Below are 18,305 nucleotides of genomic sequence, written 5' to 3'. Positions count from 1 at the left end.
ACCACCCATGTCGAGGTAACTCGGCTAGGTCCGATCACTTCCTTTTTCCGAGGCCCAAAATTCATGCAAGATCATAATCCCGGCCGCCGCTGTCTAACAACGAGCGTTTTTCAGCAAACCTGTGGATTTTGTGGTTGTGTCTTCCGTGTGGAGATTACGTGGTCAATCGCATATGTCCAAAAGGCCTACCAGGGCACGCAGGCCTATTCCTGCCCGGAGTGCCGCCAGAACTCCCGCATCAGAACGTCGACCGTGCCGCGGCTGACCTTGATCTCAAAGCGCACCGACGGTCGCTCGGGCCTGTGTCCAGGCGCTGACTCACAGTCCCTCTGAACGAAACCTGCCGGCAAGCTGTCCCTGCCCTGAATCCGTGAACGCGGCGACCGCATCAAACAGACTAGCATGCCCTTTTGCGGTAGCAGGTCTCCTATCACCCCAGAAGTAGATAAGCAATTGAAATTTTATGACCTGAGCCGGAGCATGTGCGAATGGGACCGTCTGGACGAGTGGCGTGCCAAGATGCGCGACGTCATCACCAGGAAAGAAGCAGGTAGGGTTTCGCCATTTCATTTGCTGTCAATGCCAGGGATGGGCGCAAGTGAACAACGCTCATGCGCCGATCTGTGGATGCAGGATCGCATCGCATCGTCCAGGATGCAGAGATCGCATCTGGACTTCGCGTTCTCTCCCAAAGACAAGGCAAAAATACGTATTGGATATCTATCCTGTGACTTCCATGACCATGCAACATCGCTGCTATTGGTGGAGTTGTTCGAATGCCACGAGCGGGACCGCTTCGAGGTCTTTGCATATTCTTATGGTCCGGATGACGGGAAAAACATGCGGGGACGCCTCAAAAAATGCTTCGATCGCTTCCTGGACATTCAGGAGTTATCGGACGTGGAAGCTGCGAAGCAGATCTATGAGGGTCAGATCGACATTCTGGTCGATCTGAAAGGTTATACGAGCAATAGTCGTACGATGATTCTTACATTCCGGCCGGCGCCAATTCAGGTGAATTATTTGGGTTATCCAGGAACCTTGGGCGGCAACTTCTGCGATTACATCATCACCGATCGGTTTCTTACCCCGCTGGCGAGTGCCGCCGATTACAGCGAGGCGTTCGCGTATCTACCTGATACGTATCAACCCCATGGTCGCCGCTGCCCAATTGGCACTCGCCCCACACGATCCGATGCCGGCTTGGCGGAACAAGGGTTTGTGTTCTGCTGCTTCAACCAGGCTTATAAGATTACTCCTGAGATTTTCGATGTTTGGTGCAAATTGCTCACCAACGTTCCCGGCAGTATGCTTTGGTTGCTGAAAAACAATAAGGCAGAAGGCAATCTCAGGAATGAGGCGTGTAAACGGGGCGTCGCTCCCGATAGTCTCATCTTTGCTGAGGAGAAACCGCAAAGTGAGCACCTGGGGCGGCTGGCATTGGCGGATCTGGTGCTGGATACGTTTCCCTACAACGCTCACACAACGGCCAGCGATGCTTTATGGGCTGGTGTTCCCCTGGTGACATGTGCGGGAGCGACGTTTCCTTCGCGGGTCGCTGGAAGCCTTTTGCAGGCAATCGGCTTGCCGGAGCTCATTGCCACTGACATCGATGGTTATTACGACCTGGTTTTTGATCTGGCCTCTTCTCCTGAGCGGTTGTCACAGATCAAAGCAAAGCTTGATGCCAACCGCCTGACTACTGCTTTATTCGATATCGATACTTATACCAAGAATATCGAGAAATTGTATGCCACCATGTGGCAACGATATCTCGATGGCTTGCCGCCTTCCATCATACAGGGCTGACACATGCGAGGCATTGCGTTTCGGCGGGCGAGGAAGATTCACGCCGATAGCCGGGAACGGCTTCTGAAGTCGTGGCTGGAGCAGTGCATGCGGCGTTTGGAATGCCGGCAGTTGGTGATCTCAAAGAAGCAGAGTGTGGATCATGTCGCCGACGAGTTGTCTGGAGTCTTGGCGCGCAGGCTGAATTCGTGGAGATCGGCGGGGCCTTTTCGGTCGGAAAGATGATTTCGAGCCGTGGCCCAGACTGTGCCGCATGCAGCCGCAGTGCCCAAAAAAGCTGGCGCCCGGCATTGAGGGGACACGATGCCGGCCGCCGGAGAATGGGAGATGATGAACCATGAATAGTCACCCGCACTTGGGCGTGGTGGCTGATCCACATCCGATAGTTCAGCATGCGGTTGTGTCCTGAATGTGTGCGGAATGTCAGCATGGTGTAACGCATCCTCACCTGACAGGTGGGCAAGCCGAGTCAGTGGCCGCCGAGCCGGAACGCATGGGGCACATTTAGATAGACGGGCGGCGTGTCAAGCCGTTTGTAGCAAGAGTCTGCCCATCGGGATGCGCCCGCATTCTGTTGCCTGTTTTTGACTTCCTCCTTGGCGCTAGTGTAGATTCCGGCCACTTTCCACAATCCACTTCAAAAGGCAGCGTATGAGCAATTTTCCGCCGTGCCCACAATGCAAATCCGAATTCACCTATGAAGATGGCGGCATGATCGTCTGTCCAGAATGCGGGTATGAATGGGCTATGGTCGCCGCCGCCGAGAGCGCGGAAATCGGCAAAAAAGTAGTGAAAGATGCATACGGCAACATTCTAATGGACGGTGACAGTGTGACCGTGATCAAGGATTTGAAAGTCAAAGGCTCATCATCAGTGGTCAAAGTCGGCACCAAGGTCAAGAACATCCGTCTGGTTGATGGCGACCACGACATCGATTGCAAGATCGAAGGTATTGGCGCGATGGGCTTGAAATCGGAATTTGTCAAGAAAGCCTGAATCGGCCTGCGGTGATAAGAAGGGTTCCAGGCTTCCATTCCACTCAATAGGTGCAGCTATGAGAGAGAATCATATGCGTAAATCATCGATTTTACACGAGCGTCGCAGCTTTCTTATCGCATCCGCGGGAGCGGTCGCCTGGTTGGCGACAGGCGGGCTTCCCAGAGTTTCGAAGGCTGCATCCTCCCATTCCTTGCCGCCGCTGCCTTATGCCGAGAACGCCCTGGCGCCGGTGATTTCAGCCAATACCGTCGGCTTTCACTATGGTAAGCATCACAAGGGTTATGTGGATAACCTGAACAAGCTCGTTGCAGGGACGGAATATGCCGATTTTACTTTGGAAAAAATTATTAGCGATACTGCAGGGAAAGCGGACCGGACTTCAATTTTCAATAATGCGGCTCAGGTTTGGAATCATACGTTTTACTGGAAAAGTCTCAGGCCCAATGGTGGCGGTGAGCCCCCGGCCGCCCTGAAGGGGAAAATCGAAGCCTCATTCGGCAGCGTCGACGCATGCAAAAAGGAGTTTGCGAACGCAGCGGTGTCACAGTTCGGAAGCGGTTGGGCCTGGCTCGTTCTCGCTGGTGACAAGCTCGAGATTATCAGGACGGCCAATGCCGATACTCCTCTGACATCCCGAAAAAAGCCATTGCTGGCAATCGACGTATGGGAGCATGCCTATTATCTGGACTATCAGAACCGCCGCGCCGATTATGTGAATGCAGTTCTCGAAAAGCTGTTGAACTGGGAGTTTGCTTCGCAGAACACCGGTTAACGGGTGAAGGGGCGGCCAGCCGGCCACGTGAGGTGAGGGAGGGGCCACCCCGGCCAGCCGCTGTAAAGAGCACGTAAATTGCGAGAAACCCAGGGGATTGAGCTGTGTTTCCGTTGACCAGGAACAGTTCGATACTCGTATGTATCAGAATTATTTCCAGGGTGCAGGAGGTTTTTCCGATCCTTGTGGCGGGAAGGACACGGAAAGGGCGCGGGCGCACGGTGACACCATAATGTTGCCGGTCGAGTTCGGGAGTGGGGATGATGGAGCGCTGCGGCGGGGTTCGAGGCAGGGAGCGGCCAGCGAGGGCAGCTGGCCGCTGGGGCACCGGTTCCATGGTTGACTGTCGATGTGGGCCGGGGAATCGGCTTCGACCCACGATGCCAAGTAGATCACGGGGTTGTATCGGGAGTGTTTCCCCAACGTTGCGGAGCGGACAGAGTCGGTACGGTCCGTTCGACAAGCTGGGGGCACCGTTTCGCCGGATATCGGAGGGCAGTAGGCGCTGCGGTCGTATCTATGGCATGATGTGGGGTTTCTTACACAAAACCGTCGGAGTCATTCATGCGCATCATGCTGCTGGGAAGTCCTGGGTCTGGTAAGGGTACGCAGGCCAAGTACCTCACGGAGCGTTTCGGTATCCCCCAGATTTCCACCGGCGACATGCTGCGTGCCGCTGTGCGCGAGGGTACGCCTCTGGGCATGGAAGCGAAGAAGATCATGGATGCCGGGCAGCTGGTGTCGGATTCGATCATCCTCGGCCTGATCAAGGAGCGTATCGCCGCGCCGGACTGCACGAACGGGTTTCTGTTGGACGGCTTTCCTCGAACGATCGCCCAGGCCGACGCTTTGGCCGAGTTGGGCGTGGCGCTCGACCACGTGGTGGAGATCGCGGTGGATGACGAGGAGATTGTCCGGCGTTTGAGCGGCCGGCGGGTGCACCCGGCTTCCGGACGTACCTATCACGTGGTGTTCAATCCCCCCAAGGTGGAAGGCAAGGACGACGTGACCGGCGAGCCGCTGGTCCAGCGCGAGGATGACAAGGAGGAGACCGTCCGCAAACGTCTGGAGATCTATCATGCCCAGACCAAGCCACTGGTCGATTACTACCGGAGCAAAGCGGCGCAGGGCGGGGTGAAGTTCCACACAGTGCCGGGGGTGGGCAGCGTCGAGGCGGTCCGTGACGCGTTGTTGGCCGTCCTGGCCTGAAGAAACCGCCGGAATCATCTTTGCATCTTGAAGTCATGAGCGGAAAAACCCTTTACGACAAGCTGTGGGACGACCACGTCGTGCATGTCGATGCGGACGGATCGTGCCTGATCTACATTGATCGCCATCTAATCCACGAGGTGACCTCACCCCAGGCATTCGAAGGGCTGCGGATGGCAGGGCGTGTACCTTGGCGAGTGGATGCCAATCTTGCAGTGGCCGACCACAACGTCCCCACCGCTGACCGCGACAAAGGTATCGCCGATCCGGTGTCGCGCCTGCAGGTGGAAACTTTGGACAAGAACTGCGCCGATTTCGGTATTACCGAATTCGCGATGGACGACGTGCGCCAGGGTATCGTGCATGTGATCGGGCCCGAGCAGGGCGCGACCCTGCCGGGCATGACCATCGTTTGCGGCGATTCGCATACTTCGACTCACGGCGCTTTCGGGGCGCTCGCCTTCGGGATCGGCACTTCCGAGGTCGAGCATGTGTTGGCCACGCAATGTCTGGTGCAGCGCAAGGCGAAAAACATGCTGGTCCGCGTCGACGGCAAGCTGGCGCCGGGCGTGACAGCGAAAGATTTGGTACTGGCGATTATCGGCCGTATCGGAACGGCCGGCGGCACCGGCTATACCATCGAATTCGCAGGCGAAGCCATCCGCGGCTTGTCGATGGAAGGCCGGATGACGGTTTGCAACATGGCGATCGAGGCGGGCGCACGTGCTGGCCTGGTGGCGGTGGACGAAGTCACGCTCGACTACCTCAAGGGCCGGCCGTTCGCTCCGGCGGGCGCCTTGTGGGAGCGGGCGGTCGAGGCATGGAAAGACCTGCACAGCGATCCGGATGCGGTGTTCGACAAGGTCATCGAGATCGATGCCGCCGGCATCAAGCCACAGGTGACCTGGGGAACTTCGCCGGAACAGGTCGTGCCGGTGGATGCCGAGGTGCCGGACCCGGCCACGGAAGTCGATCCGGTGCGGCGGGAAAGCATGGAGCGGGCGCTGCAGTACATGGATCTCCTGCCTGGCACGCCAATCGGAGCGATCCGGGTCGACCGGGTATTCATCGGGTCCTGCACCAATGCCAGGATCGAGGACCTGCGCGCCGCGGCGGAGGTCGCTCGGGGACACAAGCTCGCCGCCCATGTGAAGCAGGCACTGGTGGTGCCCGGCTCGGGTCTGGTCAAGCGGCAGGCGGAGCAGGAGGGGCTGGACAAGGTCTTTCTCGAGGCCGGTTTCGAATGGCGCGATCCCGGTTGTTCTATGTGCTTGGCGATGAATGCCGACCGGCTGGAACCCGGCGAGCGTTGCGCCTCCACCTCCAACCGGAATTTCGAGGGACGCCAGGGCTATGGCGGGCGTACCCATCTGGTGAGTCCGGCCATGGCGGCTGCGGCGGCCATTCATGGGCATTTCGTCGACATTACCGAAGGAGGGCGCGTATGAAGCCTTTCACGAAATTCACTTCGCGCGTCGTGCCATTGGACCGGGCCAATGTTGACACCGATGCCATCATTCCCAAGCAGTTTCTGAAGTCCATCCGCCGCAGCGGGTTCGGTCCCTATCTGTTCGACGAGTGGCGTTACCTGGACCGTGGCGAGCCCGATATGGATTGTAGCCACCGTCCACTCAACCCGGAGTTCGTGCTCAACCTGCCCTGTTATGCCGGCGCCAAGATATTGCTGGCCCGCAAGAACTTCGGCTGTGGCTCCTCGCGCGAGCACGCGCCCTGGGCGCTGGGGGATTATGGCTTTCGCGCCATCATCGCGCCGAGCTTCGCCGACATCTTCTACAACAACTGCTTCAAGAACGGCATCCTGCCCATCGTACTCGACGAAGCCACGGTCGATCGCCTGTTTAGCGAGGCCGGACCCGGCTTCGAGCTCACCATCGACCTGGAGTCGCAGACCGTGGCGACGCCGTTCGGCGAAACCTTCCATTTCGACGTGGATGCCTCCCGCAAGCATCGTCTGCTGAACGGCCTGGACGACATCGCTCTGACCCTGCAGCATGCCGAGGCCATCCGCGCCTACGAAGCCGCCCGCAGGAAGTCTGCCCCCTGGCTGTTCGCCGTCCCTTGAAGTCTCGAGTAATTCAGGTATCGCTTCAATGACTATCAAAATCGCTGTTTTGCCCGGCGACGGGATCGGACCGGAAATCGTCGCAGAAGCCTTGAAGGTCTTGGATAGCCTGTGCACCGATTTCGGTTTGGCGGTCGAAACCGAACACGCTCTGATCGGCGGTGCGGCCTACGATGTCCATGGCACCCCCTTCCCGCAAGAAACCCTGACGCTGTGCCGGGCCGCCGACTCGATCCTGCTTGGTGCGGTCGGTGGTCCCAAATGGGAGCCTCTGGATTATTCGCTGCGGCCCGAGCGGGGGCTCCTGGGCTTGCGTTCGGAGCTGGAACTGTTTTCCAATCTGCGGCCGGCGGTGCTCTATCCGCAGTTGGTGGCGGCTTCGACCCTCAAGCCCGAAGTGGTCGTTGGCCTGGACATCATGATCGTGCGGGAGCTGACCGGTGGCATTTATTTCGGCAAGCCGCGCGGTCGTCGCATCAACGAGCACGGTGAGCGGGAAGGGTACAACACCCTGGTGTACAGCGAATCGGAAATCCGCCGCATAGCCCACAGCGCGTTCCAGATTGCTCGGAAGCGTAACAAGCGCCTGTGCAGCATCGACAAGGCCAATGTGCTGGAATGCACGGAACTGTGGCGCGAGGTGGTCATCGAGGCCGGCAAGGACTATCCGGACGTGGCGCTGAGCCATATGTATGTGGACAACGCCGCGATGCAGTTGGTCCGTAACCCGAAGCAATTCGACGTGATGCTGACCGATAACATGTTCGGCGACATCTTGTCCGACTGCGCCGCCATGCTGACCGGCTCGATCGGTATGCTGCCTTCGGCTTCCCTCGACAAGAACGGCAAGGGGATGTACGAGCCTATCCACGGCTCGGCCCCGGATATCGCCGGCCGCGGCATCGCCAATCCGATCGCTACCATCCTGTCGCTGGCCATGATGCTGCGCTACAGCTTCGACGACGCGGTCTTGGCGGAGCGGATCGAGAGGGCGGTGCAGACGGCATTGGATCAGGGTTTCCGCACGGCCGATATTGCCTCGGAAGGCACCGTCGAGGTCGGTACCGCCGCGATGGGTGATGCGATCGTCGCTGCTTTGCGCAGTGCCTGAACCTTGCCGCTTCTGCCAACAGAAGCCGGCAATCGAATTTCACTGAACCGAGTCAGATCATGAGCAAAACCTACAATGTCGCCGTGCTGGGCGCCACCGGGGCCGTCGGCGAAACGATGCTGTCCATCCTTGAGCAACGCCGGTTCCCGGTGGGCGAGGTGTACGCCCTGGCCAGCAGTCGTTCCACCGGTAAGCGCCTGGAGTTCAGGGGCAGCCAGCTCAAAGTGGTGGATGTGGAGGAGTTCGACTGGTCCCTGGTCCAGATCGGCCTGTTTTCGCCCGGCGCCTCGGTTTCCGATATCTACGCGCCCCGGGCGGCGGCGGCTGGCTGTGTGGTGATCGACAATACCTCCCGCTTCCGCTACGAGGACGACATCCCGCTGGTGGTGCCGGAGGTCAATGCGGAAAAGATCGCCGATTACCGGAACCGCGGCATCATCGCCAACCCCAACTGTTCCACCATTCAGATGCTGGTGGCGCTGAAACCGATCTACGATGCCGTCGGCATCGAGCGCATCAATGTCTGCACCTATCAGGCGGTGTCCGGCACCGGCAAGAAGGCCATCGAGGAGCTGGCCGGCCAGACCGCGCAATTGCTCAATGGCCTGCCCTGCCAGGCCTCGGTGTATCCCAAGCAGATTGCTTTCAACGTGTTGCCGCAGATCGATGTCTTCCTGGACAACGGTTACACCAAGGAAGAGATGAAGATGGTCTGGGAGACCCGCAAGATCATGGGGGACGATGCCATCCTGGTGAATCCCACCACCGTGCGGGTGCCGGTGTTCTACGGTCATTCGGAGGCCGTGCACATCGAGACCCGGGACAAGATCACGGCGGAGCAGGCGAGGGCATTGCTGGAGAAGGCGCCGGGCGTCGTGGTGATCGACGAGCATCAGCCGGGGGGCTACCCGACCGCAGTCACCGAGGCCGCCGGCAAAGACCCGGTATTCGTCGGCCGCATCCGCGAAGACATTTCGCATCCGCGCGGACTGAACCTGTGGGTGGTCGCGGACAACATCCGTAAGGGCGCGGCGCTCAACAGCGTGCAGATTGCGGAGATACTGATAGATAAGTATATTTGACGCATTCATTTTTACATTTCCTATTGACGACCCGCGGTGTACGGAGCGGAAAGGATCAGATTCGCGCGTCGGACCCTGACGCTCATCGGCATCTTCATTTCTCCCGGCTCCCATGCCCTGGGTATCGGGGAACTCAGGCTGCTGTCCGCTCTCAACCAGACGCTCAAGGCGGAGGTGCCCCTCGTCGTTTCGGAGGAGAAACTCGAGGACATCAAGGTGACACTCGCTTCGCCGGAGGCTTTTGCCCGGGCCGGCATTGAACGCCGGCAGTTCCTGTCGAGCCTGCGGTTTCAGCCGGAGCAGCGTGCCGACGGGAGCGGCGTGATCCGGATCAGCTCCCGAGAGCCCATCAGTGAGCCGTTCCTGAGTTTTCTGATGGAGGTGGATTGGCCGGAGGGGCGGATCGTCAAGGAATTCACCGTGCTGGTCGATCCGCCGGTACAGGTCTTCCCCGACCCGAGTTCTCCTAGCCGCTCCGAGCGTGCTTCGCCATACCCGCAGGAACCGACGCCGCGTTCGCTTTATGTTGTGGACCCTCCCTCTTCCCCTTCTGCCGGTCGTGCCAGGTCCTCCGGGGAAGGATCGGAATATGGCCCCATCAGGCGCCGCGATACCCTCTCCTCCATCGCCAAGGCCGTCAATGCGGATGGCGACCTGACCCCGGAACAAGTCAAGGTCGGCATCTACCGCGCCAATCCGGATGCCTTCATCGGGGGTAACGTCAACGCTCTCAAGCATGGGGCCGTGTTGACCATTCCTCCGCACGCAGTACTGGCGGAGCTGCAGCCGGCGGATGCCGTCAGGCAGTGGCGGGAACTGCGGGCGGCGGCGCGCCAGAGTGCTCGAAAGAATGTATCCACCCTCCCGCCAGCGGCTTCCGCTCCCGTCCCGCCGCCGGAAGGAGGGGAAACCGCGGCCCGCGGCGGTCGGCTCAAGCTTCTCGCACCTGGCAGCCAAGGGCCAGCTGGTGGAGCCGGCGGCAAGGATGATCTCGCCCTGGAGGTCGCCGAAAGCCTTCGCCAGGAAAATGAAGAAATTCGTGCCCGATTGGGGGCGCTCGAGCAGCAGCTTTCGACCCTTCAGCAACTCCTCGATTTGAAGGACCGGCAGATCGCGGCGCTGCAACCCGGGGTTCCGGCCGCCGCTTCGCCTTCCGCAAGCGTTCCTCCGTCGCCGGTGCCGGTGTCATCTCCGGCCGCCGAATCCGGCGCCGGAACGCCAGTGACCGTGGTCATCCAGCCTCCCCCGGCAACCGAGCCGACGGAGGACGCCGCTGCCAACGGCTCTTGGCTTTGGGGGCTGGGTCCCCTCACACTCACGGCAGCGCTGGCCTGGTGGGCGAGACGGAGGCGGCGGGCGTTCGGCCTTGGCCTGCCTTCGAGACTCGACAAACTGATGGCCGGCAGCACGGCATCGACCGCGCCGCGGACCGTTTCCTCCGCAGGTGTCCGCAGTCTGGAAGCGTACCGCAACGCGGTCAAAGAGGTGGATTCCGTGGAGCCGATCGACGCGATCGCCGAGGCCGATGCCTTTCTGGCCAATGGCAAACTTGCCCCGGCCGAGCAACTGATGCGGGCCGCCGTCACAGCACACCCTGAACGCGACGAATTTCGCCTGAAGCTGCTCGAAATTCTATACCTCGCGGGGAAATACCAGGCGTTCGAGGAACTGGCGGAAGACACATCGGGCTGGCGTGAGACGCGGCCGGACCTCTGGGGAGAAGTGTCCCGTATGAGTCTCAAGCTGCGTTTGAAACCTCCCGTGCCGGTGGATGTTCCGGACGGTCTTCCCGATGCGGCGGCGCGCCGGTCGCTAGTGGCTGACACCGTTCCCGAAATGCCACGATCGCCTGCGGTTGTGCAAGGGGTATCGTCGGAAGCTCTCGATGTGGAACTCCGGGACGGTGCTGCGGAACCCGAGGGGGAGCAGATTGTGGCCGATGACATACCTCCACTCGAGTTCGAATTCGCCGGGCTGGAACCGTGTTCGCCGGCGGGAAGAGCGAACGACGAGCCGGAGGTCGTCCATGACGCCGACAATCTCATCGCTTACGAACCGGAGCCGTATGCCCGCGCGACGGCTTCAGCGGCTGAGTCCATCGAGTCGCTGCTGGCGGAGCTCGAAAGCCTTGACGACCACGCCGAACTAAACCCGCCTCCGGTGCCGACGCAAGAGACGCCGGCCCGCGCCTCCGAACCGCCGATGACCATCGAGATCGAAGCGGTTCCGGCCGTGCGGAATACGGAGCCCGCCGGTCAACCCGGTTCGGGTATGCCAGGGCCGATCCGGGAGGACATGGACCCGTATGGGGACATCACCGACATGGATCCGCTCGAGACGAAGCTTGACCTCAGCAAGGCCTATGTCGACATGGGCGATGCCGATGCGGCAAGCGAGCTGTTGGAGGAGATCCTCGCCGTGGGGAACGACCGCCAGAAGGCGGAAGCCCGCGTGCTCATGGATCGGGTGGCTGGGGCGCAGAGCCGGTAGGAGGGTGTGGGCGGGATCGTGCCCGATCATGGTGCGCCCCCTCACGAATCGAGTCACGCCCTCAAGAATGACCAGTTCATCGGGCGCAGCGCCGGTAAAGCGGCCGTGGGTCGTCCACTGCGGCCTGGTAAGTCACGCTGAATTCGCTGAGCAGGGGCAGCGTGCTTTCCAGGTTCGCATCGTGCGTGAATTCGAAGGCGTTGAATCCCACGCGCCGGAGAAAGAACACCTGGTCTGGAATGAAGGCTCCACGTGCCCGGAGTTCACCCTGGTAGCCATAGCGCTCCCTCAACAGCCTGGCTATGGAAAATCCGCGGCCGTCGACCATGCTGGGGAATTCCACCACGACTAGTGGGAACCGGTCGAGTTCTCCGGCGAAATCTTCCACGCGATCCTCTCCCCTGACCCGCAACCCCAAGGCGCCGCCGTGGGCGGCCAGCTCGCTCTTCTCGCGGTTCCAGCGTGCGAGCGAAACGGTGCAGGGGGCAGCAGTCACTGGTTCGTCATCGGCCAGATGGTGCCAAGTATCGGTGACGATGGATCCGTCTTTAATGATGGGCATAGACGCGCTCCTGAAACGGGTTGATGCCTAGACGTCGCACGGTATCGAGAAAGGATTCCTCGTCCTGACGCAACTCAATGTAGGTTTTCAGAATGGTTTCCACGGCCTGAGCCACGTGAGCCTTGTCGATGGCGGGACCGAGGCGTTCGCCGAGCGATGCGTCATTGCTGGAGCTGCCGCCCAGAGTGAGCTGGTACCACTCCTCGCCTTTCTTGTCTACGCCCAGGATGCCGATGTGGCCCACGCTCTGATGGGCGCAGCCGTTCATGCAGCCGGAAATGTTGATCCGCAGGTCGCCGAGGTCGTGCAGATAATCGATATCGTCGATGCGTGAATAGATGTCTTCTGCCACCGAGATCGAGCTGGCATTGGCCAGCGAGCAATAATCCAGACCGGGGCAGCAGATCATATCGGTGGCCTTGCCGATGTTGGGCGTGGCCAGCCCGATGGAGTCGAGGCGCTGCCAGAGTTCGTACAGATCGTCCTGATGCACGTCCGCGAACACCAGGTTCTGGGTATGGGTGGCGCGGATCTCGCCGAAGCTGTAGTGCTCGGCCAGCTCGGCCACGGCATCCAGCTGGGTGTCGGTGACATCACCCGGCGGCACTCCGCGGGCTTTCAGTGACAGAAACACTGCACGGTAGCCGGCGATCTTGTGGGCCGTTGTGTTGTTCCTCAGCCAAGTGGCGAAGCGTGGGTCGGCCGCCGCCAGGCCGTCCGGGCCGGCGCCGCTCGCAGGCCGGTACTCGGGCGTTGTGAAATGTTTCTTCACCCGCTCGATCTCGCCGGTGTCCAGCACCAGTTGCGGGCGGATCTGCGCCCATTCGGCCTCGACCTGACGGGTGAAGTCTGCGATACCGGTTTCTTTGAGCAGGATTTTGATGCGTGCCTTGAATTTGTTGTCGCGCCGCCCAAAGCGGTTGTAGACCCGCAGGATGGCTTCCAGATAGGACAGGAGATCGGCCTTGGGGAGGAAAGGGCGGATGGTCTGGCCGATGATCGGTGTGCGTCCGAGGCCGCCGCCGACCAGGACTTCGAAGCCGGTTTCGCCTGTCTTGCTTTTGACCATCTGCAAGCCGATGTCGTGCAGCTGGGTCGCGGCACGGTCTTTCATCGCCCCGCTAACGGCGATCTTGAATTTGCGCGGCAGGTAGCTGAATTCCGGGTGTAGGGTCGACCACTGCCGGATGATTTCGCAGTAGGGGCGCGGGTCTTCGATCTCGTCGGGGCAAATGCCGGCCAGCGGGTCGCTGGTGACATTGCGGATGCAGTTGCCGCTGGTCTGGATGGCATGCATCTGGACCGTCGCCAGCTCGGCCAGGATGTCCGGTACGTCTTCCAGGCGCGGCCAGTTGAATTGGATGTTTTGGCGGGTGGTGAAATGGGCAACGGATTTGTCGTAGCGGCGGGCGATTTCGGCCAGTTTGCGCAGTTGCCTGGACGAGAGCAGGCCATAGGGGATGGCGACGCGCAGCATCGGGGAGTGGCGTTGGATGTACAGGCCATTCATCAGACGCAGCGGGCGGAACTGCTCTTCGCTCAGCTCGCCCTGAAGGAATCTGCGGGTCTGGCTGCGGAACTGGGCAACCCGTTCGTCGACCAGCCGTTGGTCATATTCGTCGTATTGGTACATGGCGTTTTCGCTGTCGGGTGTTCGCTTCGGGGCGATATCCTGAGTGTTTTACTATGAAAACGACGATAACACCATCGCGTGTCGGAGTCGACGCCTGCCGCCGGTGTGTGGTGGTGGGGCTGGATAGCGTGCGCGTCGCCGGTGCCCGGTGGATTCGTCAGTCCGGATGTTCTTCTTATATAATCGTGGGTCGGATTTGGGAACAGGCGGGCCGCTCATGTAGCGGCCACGTTTTTATTCGATTCAATAACAATTCGAGAGGACCTGGCCTTGTTACGCGCATTCGTTTTATTGTCGCTTTTCCTAGGGCTGCCTGAGCTTGCCCTGGCGGAGGAAACCCGGAATCTTGATCTGACCGCGACTCACCGAGGATTATACTGCGTTCTGATCTTCATCGTGGCCTATGCCTTCGTGATGACCGAAGAATTCACGCATCTTCGGAAGTCCAAGCCGGTGATCCTGGCCGCCGGCATCATCTGGGCGGAGGTCGCCTACATGGCCAGCACCGCCGGCGTCGCTGCCGAGGAGGTGCACCGGGCATTCGAGCACGACCTCAAGGAATATGCGGAACTGATGCTGTTCCTGCTGGTCGCCATGACCTACATCAATGCCATGGCCGAGCGTAATGTGTTCGAGGCGCTGCGGTCCTGGTTGGTGACCCGCAAGTTCGGTTACCGCAAGCTGTTCTGGATCACCGGCGTCATCACCTTCTTCCTGTCTTCCGTGGCTGACAACCTGACCTCGGCGCTGCTGGTTGGTGCCGTGGTGATGGCGGTCGGGGCCAAGAGTCCCCGATTCGTCAGCTTAGGATTCATCAACCTGGTGATCGCGGCCAACGCGGGCGGCGCCTTCAGCCCCTTCGGCGACATCACGACTCTGATGGTATGGCAGGCTGGAAAAGCGGAATTCTTCGATTTCTTCGAGTTGTTCATTCCTTCGGTCGTGAACTTCGCGGTGCCGGCGGTCTTCATGCACTTCGCGATTCCGAACGAACTGCCGGATTTTCCCGAGGAGGAGGTCGTCGTCATGAAGCCAGGCGCTCTGGCGATCTGCGGTCTGTTCGTGCTCACCATCTCGATCGCCGTCAGCTTCAAGCAGTTCCTCCATCTGCCGCCGTTCTTGGGCATGATGGTGGGCCTGTCCATCCTGATGTTCTACGGTTACCGCCTCAAGATGTATTTCCCCGGCAACAGCGACGACCGGTTCGATGTGTTCGCCAACGTCCGCGACGCCGAATGGGACACTTTGCTGTTCTTCTTCGGTGTGGTGTTCGCGGTCGGCGGTCTGGGCTACATCGGCTATCTGGAGCTGGCTTCCGCCGCCATGTATGACGGTCTCGGTGCGACCACGGCCAATGTCATCGTCGGTCTGCTGTCGGCGGTGGTCGACAACATCCCGGTGATGTTCGCGGTGCTGAACATGAACCCGGACATGGACATCTACCAGTGGATGCTGGTCACCCTGACCGCTGGCGTGGGCGGATCCATGCTGTCGGTGGGCTCGGCGGCCGGTGTGGCGCTGATGGGCACATCGCGCGGCATGTACACCTTCTTCAGCCATCTGAAATGGACACCCGCGGTGGCTGCAGGCTATGTCGCCAGTATCGCGACGCACTATTTCATCAACGGCTGATCGCCACGAAGGAGCACAAGGAAGTCGAGCGAAGCGAGCGAGTGCGACGACACCCGCGAAGCCGTAGGCCCGGATGTTTTGTCGGAGTCTGCGGCTTCACCGCAGGTGTAGACAAAACATAAGGGAACCGACACGGCGTCGAGTCATTGTGGGAGCCATGGCGGAGTGCGTCGCGGAGAGACGGACGGAGCCGAGGCGGACGCAGGACGGCGCGGGCCGCCGAAGGCAAAGACGTCGCCAATTTTTCGCTTCCGAGGGTGACTTGGAAGTCCCGTCGGGTTTCGCGAAAAATGGCGACGCTCCAGTGTCTGAAGGGTGACGAAAAGGCCCGCGGCCAAAGCCGCGGGCCTTTTCGCATCTGCTGTACCCTATTCGTTACTGCAAAGCGACTGATTCTGCCGGGGCGACAATTTTTCGACGTCGAAGTAGCAGCCGGAGAGGGCATCGTGAATTTCGGCCAACTTGATCTGGAGATCGTCGATGAATCGGTGCAGTTCGGTACGGCGGCGGCTTTCCTCATCCTGGACCAGGGCGATGGCTTCCGCCAGTTTTTCGCGGGCACAGCCGCCCTGCGGCAGATGGGCGAGCGCCTCCAGCATGTCGCGGAGGCAGAAATGGCAGGAACGGGGAAACAAGGTGTCTTCCAGGAGAAACTTCACCACCGAATTCCGTCCGACGGCGCTCTGGCAGTGGCGCCGGTACATATGGTAGGCCGTCATCGACTTCAGCACGCTCATCCAGAGCAGGTTTTCGAACGGCGTCACATCCTTGCCTTCCGGTGACAGGTCGATCCAACGGGCGTCTAGAATGCGGGTGGTCATGTCGGCCCGCTCCAGATTGCAGCCGAGCCGGACGAATTCGTAGGCTTCATCATGGCTCATGGTGCCGGCGATGATGCCGGCGACGGTCTGTACGCTGACGATGATATCGTCGAGGTAGGCAAAGCGGCGTTTCGGCGACTCGCTGTCCGGTATGCGCGCCATCGCCTTAAGGTACAGCGCGTTGATATGCTCCCAGCCTTCCCGCTGGAGTATGTCCCGTATGCTGCGGGCGTTCTCGCGGGCCGCGCGCAGCGAGCTGACGATGGAGCCGGGATTGCGTGCCTCCGTAATCAGGAAACGGCTGACCTGGCTTTCGCCGGGAGTGGAATAAAGCGTGGCGAATGTTTCCTCGCTCCCAGTGATGGTCAGCAGAGAATCCCAGCTGGGACGGATTTCCCGGGGCAAGTCCAGCATCACGTTGGCGTTGGCATTGATCATGCGGGCGGTGTTTTCCGCCCGCTCTAGATAGCGCGACATCCAGTAGAGGCTTTCCGCGACGCGCGACAACATCGCCATGTCAGGCTCCTTTTCCGTCGATGATCCAGGTGTCCTTGCTGCCTCCTCCCTGGGACGAGTTCACCACGGTCGAGCCTTTCTGGAGAGCGACGCGGGTCAGTCCACCGTTGGTCACATAGATGTCCCGGCCGCTCAGGATGAAGGGGCGCAGGTCGAGATGGCGCGGTTCGGCCCGATGATCGACCAGTGTGGGCGCGGTGGACAGGGTGAGCATGGGCTGCGCCATGTAGTTGCGCGGATCGCGGCGGATGCGCTCAGCGAACTCCACGCGCTCCTCCCGGCGGGCCCTGGGGCCGATGAGCATGCCGTAGCCGCCCGATTCATTGGCCGGTTTGACCACGAGTTGGTCGAGGTGGTCCAGCACATAGCGGCATTCCTCTGGATCGACGCAGCGGTAGGAAGGTACATTCGGCAGGATGGGCTCCTCGTTCAAGTAATAGCGGATGATGTCGGGAACGTAGGTGTAGACCACCTTATCGTCCGCCACCCCGGCTCCAGGAGCGTTGGCCAGCGCCACCTTGCCCTTCTTCCAGGCGCGGATGAGCCCTGGTACGCCGAGCACCGATTCCGGATTGAAGGTTTCCGGGTCGAGAAACAGATCGTCGATCCGCCGGTAAACCACGTCGACCTTGTGCAGACCTTCGATGGTGCGCATGTAGACGCAGTCGTCGCTGCCGACGACCAGGTCGCGTCCTTCCACCAGTTCGGCGCCCATCTGCTGGGCCAGGTAGGCGTGTTCGAAATAAGCCGAGTTATAGATGCCGGGTGTCAGCACCACGATCTGAGGATTGGCCATGGGCGCGAGGGATGCCAGGCACTGGCGGAGTTGGGCCGGATAGTCGTCGACCGGGCCGATGGCGTAGGATTCGAAAAGCTCCGGCAACACCCGCTTCATCACCAGCCGGTTCTCTAGCATGTAGGACACGCCGGAGGGTACCCGGAGGTTGTCCTCCAGCACGTAGAACCGCCCGTCCTTGTCCTTGACCAGGTCGGTGCCGCACACATGGGCCCAGACGCCGAGCGGCGGGTCGATACCGACACACTCGGGCCGGAAATTCCTGGAGTCTGCCAGCAGTTCGCGCGGGAATACGCCATCCCGGACGATGTCCTGAGCGTGGTAGATGTCATTGATGAACAGGTTCAGCGCGCGGGTGCGCTGTTTTAGCCCGCGTTCGACCCCTTCCCATTCCTCGGCCCGAATCAGCCGTGGGATGATGTCGAACGGCCAGGCACGGTCGATAGAGCCCTCGTTCTCACAGTAGACCGTGAAAGTGATGCCCATGCTCAGGATTTCGGCTTCGGCGGCGGCTTTGCGTTCCTGGAGATCGGCTTCGGAGAAGCCATTGAGATGGTCGAACAGGGCACAGGCGATTCGCCGGGGCATGCCGTGCTCGTCGATCAACTCATCGAAACATTCCGGATTGGGGTAATCTTGCAGTGCCAGGGTCATGATCGTGTTTCGATCCTTGGAGGCTAAAATCGTTTCAGGGTGCGGCGGGCCACGGTGACGCAGGAAGCGGGCCTTCCTATAGGCGGACAAGCGATTTTCGGGCCATGCCAAGTGCCCTTCTGTCGTTTCCCGTGCG

14 protein-coding genes are annotated in these 18,305 nt (G+C 60.4%); 10 read left to right on the top strand and 4 right to left on the bottom strand.

The genetic code is table 11. The annotated features are described in order from the left end of the window. The first annotated feature begins 480 nt into the window (after window positions 1-480). The 9 genes from N4J17_RS16170 to N4J17_RS16130 all read left to right on the top strand — a co-directional run bounded on the left by N4J17_RS16170 (window position 481) and on the right by N4J17_RS16130 (window position 11,555). The gene (locus tag N4J17_RS16170) at window positions 481-1,809 is read left to right on the top strand and encodes a UDP-N-acetylglucosamine-peptide N-acetylglucosaminyltransferase (RefSeq protein ID WP_232470442.1); all 1,329 of its coding nucleotides are present in this window, start codon (window positions 481-483) and stop codon (window positions 1,807-1,809) included. 651 nt (window positions 1,810-2,460) lie between these two features. Next, a complete protein-coding gene (locus N4J17_RS16165; protein ID WP_198322851.1) occupies window positions 2,461-2,805 on the top strand; it encodes a zinc ribbon domain-containing protein YjdM in 345 nt (114 codons plus the stop codon). A 193-nt stretch (window positions 2,806-2,998) separates the two neighbouring features. Beyond that, entirely contained in the window at window positions 2,999-3,580 is a 582-nt protein-coding gene (locus N4J17_RS16160; RefSeq protein WP_232470455.1) for a superoxide dismutase, read from the top strand. A gap of 564 nt (window positions 3,581-4,144) precedes the next feature. Then, entirely contained in the window at window positions 4,145-4,789 is a 645-nt protein-coding gene (adk, locus tag N4J17_RS16155; protein ID WP_198322850.1) for an adenylate kinase, read from the top strand. A 35-nt stretch (window positions 4,790-4,824) separates the two neighbouring features. Continuing rightward, window positions 4,825-6,237, top strand: a complete 1,413-nt coding sequence (leuC, locus tag N4J17_RS16150; protein WP_198322849.1) for a 3-isopropylmalate dehydratase large subunit — start codon at window positions 4,825-4,827, stop codon at window positions 6,235-6,237. Continuing rightward, complete coding sequence (gene leuD, locus N4J17_RS16145) at window positions 6,234-6,872, top strand: 3-isopropylmalate dehydratase small subunit (protein ID WP_198322848.1); 639 nt, start codon at window positions 6,234-6,236, stop codon at window positions 6,870-6,872. The genes leuC and leuD overlap by 4 nt, the downstream gene beginning before the upstream one ends. 28 nt (window positions 6,873-6,900) lie before the next feature. Further along, window positions 6,901-7,983, top strand: a complete 1,083-nt coding sequence (gene leuB / locus N4J17_RS16140) for a 3-isopropylmalate dehydrogenase (RefSeq protein WP_198322847.1) — start codon at window positions 6,901-6,903, stop codon at window positions 7,981-7,983. Window positions 7,984-8,042: 59 nt separating this feature from the next. Further along, complete coding sequence (locus N4J17_RS16135; protein ID WP_198322846.1) at window positions 8,043-9,065, top strand: aspartate-semialdehyde dehydrogenase; 1,023 nt, start codon at window positions 8,043-8,045, stop codon at window positions 9,063-9,065. A gap of 36 nt (window positions 9,066-9,101) precedes the next feature. Continuing rightward, window positions 9,102-11,555 carry a FimV/HubP family polar landmark protein gene (locus tag N4J17_RS16130; RefSeq protein ID WP_277458490.1) on the top strand — a complete coding sequence of 818 codons (2,454 nt, stop codon included), beginning with the start codon at window positions 9,102-9,104 and terminating at the stop codon, window positions 11,553-11,555. 76 nt (window positions 11,556-11,631) lie between these two features. Here N4J17_RS16130 and N4J17_RS16125 read toward each other — a convergent pair whose 3' ends face one another. Further along, the gene (locus N4J17_RS16125) at window positions 11,632-12,117 is read right to left on the bottom strand and encodes a DUF934 domain-containing protein (RefSeq protein WP_198322845.1); all 486 of its coding nucleotides are present in this window, start codon (window positions 12,115-12,117) and stop codon (window positions 11,632-11,634) included. Continuing rightward, window positions 12,104-13,750 (bottom strand): nitrite/sulfite reductase, encoded by a 1,647-nt coding sequence (locus N4J17_RS16120; protein WP_198322844.1) that lies wholly within the window; start codon window positions 13,748-13,750, stop codon window positions 12,104-12,106. Before N4J17_RS16120 ends, N4J17_RS16125 begins: the two co-directional genes overlap by 14 nt. Before the next feature lie 270 nt (window positions 13,751-14,020). On the opposite strand from N4J17_RS16120, the gene nhaD reads away from it, so the two are divergent. Continuing rightward, complete coding sequence (gene nhaD / locus N4J17_RS16115; RefSeq protein ID WP_198322843.1) at window positions 14,021-15,382, top strand: sodium:proton antiporter NhaD; 1,362 nt, start codon at window positions 14,021-14,023, stop codon at window positions 15,380-15,382. A gap of 368 nt (window positions 15,383-15,750) precedes the next feature. Here nhaD and N4J17_RS16110 read toward each other — a convergent pair whose 3' ends face one another. Together N4J17_RS16110 and N4J17_RS16105 are read right to left on the bottom strand one after the other, a co-directional pair. Next, window positions 15,751-16,719 (bottom strand): alpha-E domain-containing protein, encoded by a 969-nt coding sequence (locus tag N4J17_RS16110; protein ID WP_198322842.1) that lies wholly within the window; start codon window positions 16,717-16,719, stop codon window positions 15,751-15,753. Window position 16,720: 1 nt separating this feature from the next. Further along, on the bottom strand, window positions 16,721-18,169 hold the full coding sequence (locus N4J17_RS16105; RefSeq protein ID WP_198322841.1) for a circularly permuted type 2 ATP-grasp protein: 1,449 nt from the start codon (window positions 18,167-18,169) through the stop codon (window positions 16,721-16,723). Between the last annotated feature and the right edge of the window lie 136 nt (window positions 18,170-18,305).

Origin of the sequence: Methylococcus capsulatus, assembly GCF_036864975.1 — a bacterium.
Lineage (GTDB): Bacteria > Pseudomonadota > Gammaproteobacteria > Methylococcales > Methylococcaceae > Methylococcus.
Note: the sequence above shows the minus strand (reverse complement) of the source record. Positions and strands in the feature narration are given on the sequence as shown.

Excerpts from the sequence above, each read along its gene's own strand:
- N4J17_RS16170 (WP_232470442.1), top strand. The coding sequence starts at position 481 with ATGTGCGAATGGGACCGTCTGGACGAGTGGCGTGCCAAGATGCGCGAC.
- N4J17_RS16165 (WP_198322851.1), top strand. The coding sequence starts at position 2,461 with ATGAGCAATTTTCCGCCGTGCCCACAATGCAAATCCGAATTCACCTAT.
- adk (WP_198322850.1), top strand. The coding sequence starts at position 4,145 with ATGCGCATCATGCTGCTGGGAAGTCCTGGGTCTGGTAAGGGTACGCAG.
- leuC (WP_198322849.1), top strand. The coding sequence starts at position 4,825 with ATGAGCGGAAAAACCCTTTACGACAAGCTGTGGGACGACCACGTCGTG.
- leuD (WP_198322848.1), top strand. The coding sequence starts at position 6,234 with ATGAAGCCTTTCACGAAATTCACTTCGCGCGTCGTGCCATTGGACCGG.
- leuB (WP_198322847.1), top strand. The coding sequence starts at position 6,901 with ATGACTATCAAAATCGCTGTTTTGCCCGGCGACGGGATCGGACCGGAA.
- N4J17_RS16135 (WP_198322846.1), top strand. The coding sequence starts at position 8,043 with ATGAGCAAAACCTACAATGTCGCCGTGCTGGGCGCCACCGGGGCCGTC.
- N4J17_RS16125 (WP_198322845.1), bottom strand. The coding sequence starts at position 12,117 with ATGCCCATCATTAAAGACGGATCCATCGTCACCGATACTTGGCACCAT.
- N4J17_RS16120 (WP_198322844.1), bottom strand. The coding sequence starts at position 13,750 with ATGTACCAATACGACGAATATGACCAACGGCTGGTCGACGAACGGGTT.
- N4J17_RS16110 (WP_198322842.1), bottom strand. The coding sequence starts at position 16,719 with ATGGCGATGTTGTCGCGCGTCGCGGAAAGCCTCTACTGGATGTCGCGC.
- N4J17_RS16105 (WP_198322841.1), bottom strand. The coding sequence starts at position 18,169 with ATGACCCTGGCACTGCAAGATTACCCCAATCCGGAATGTTTCGATGAG.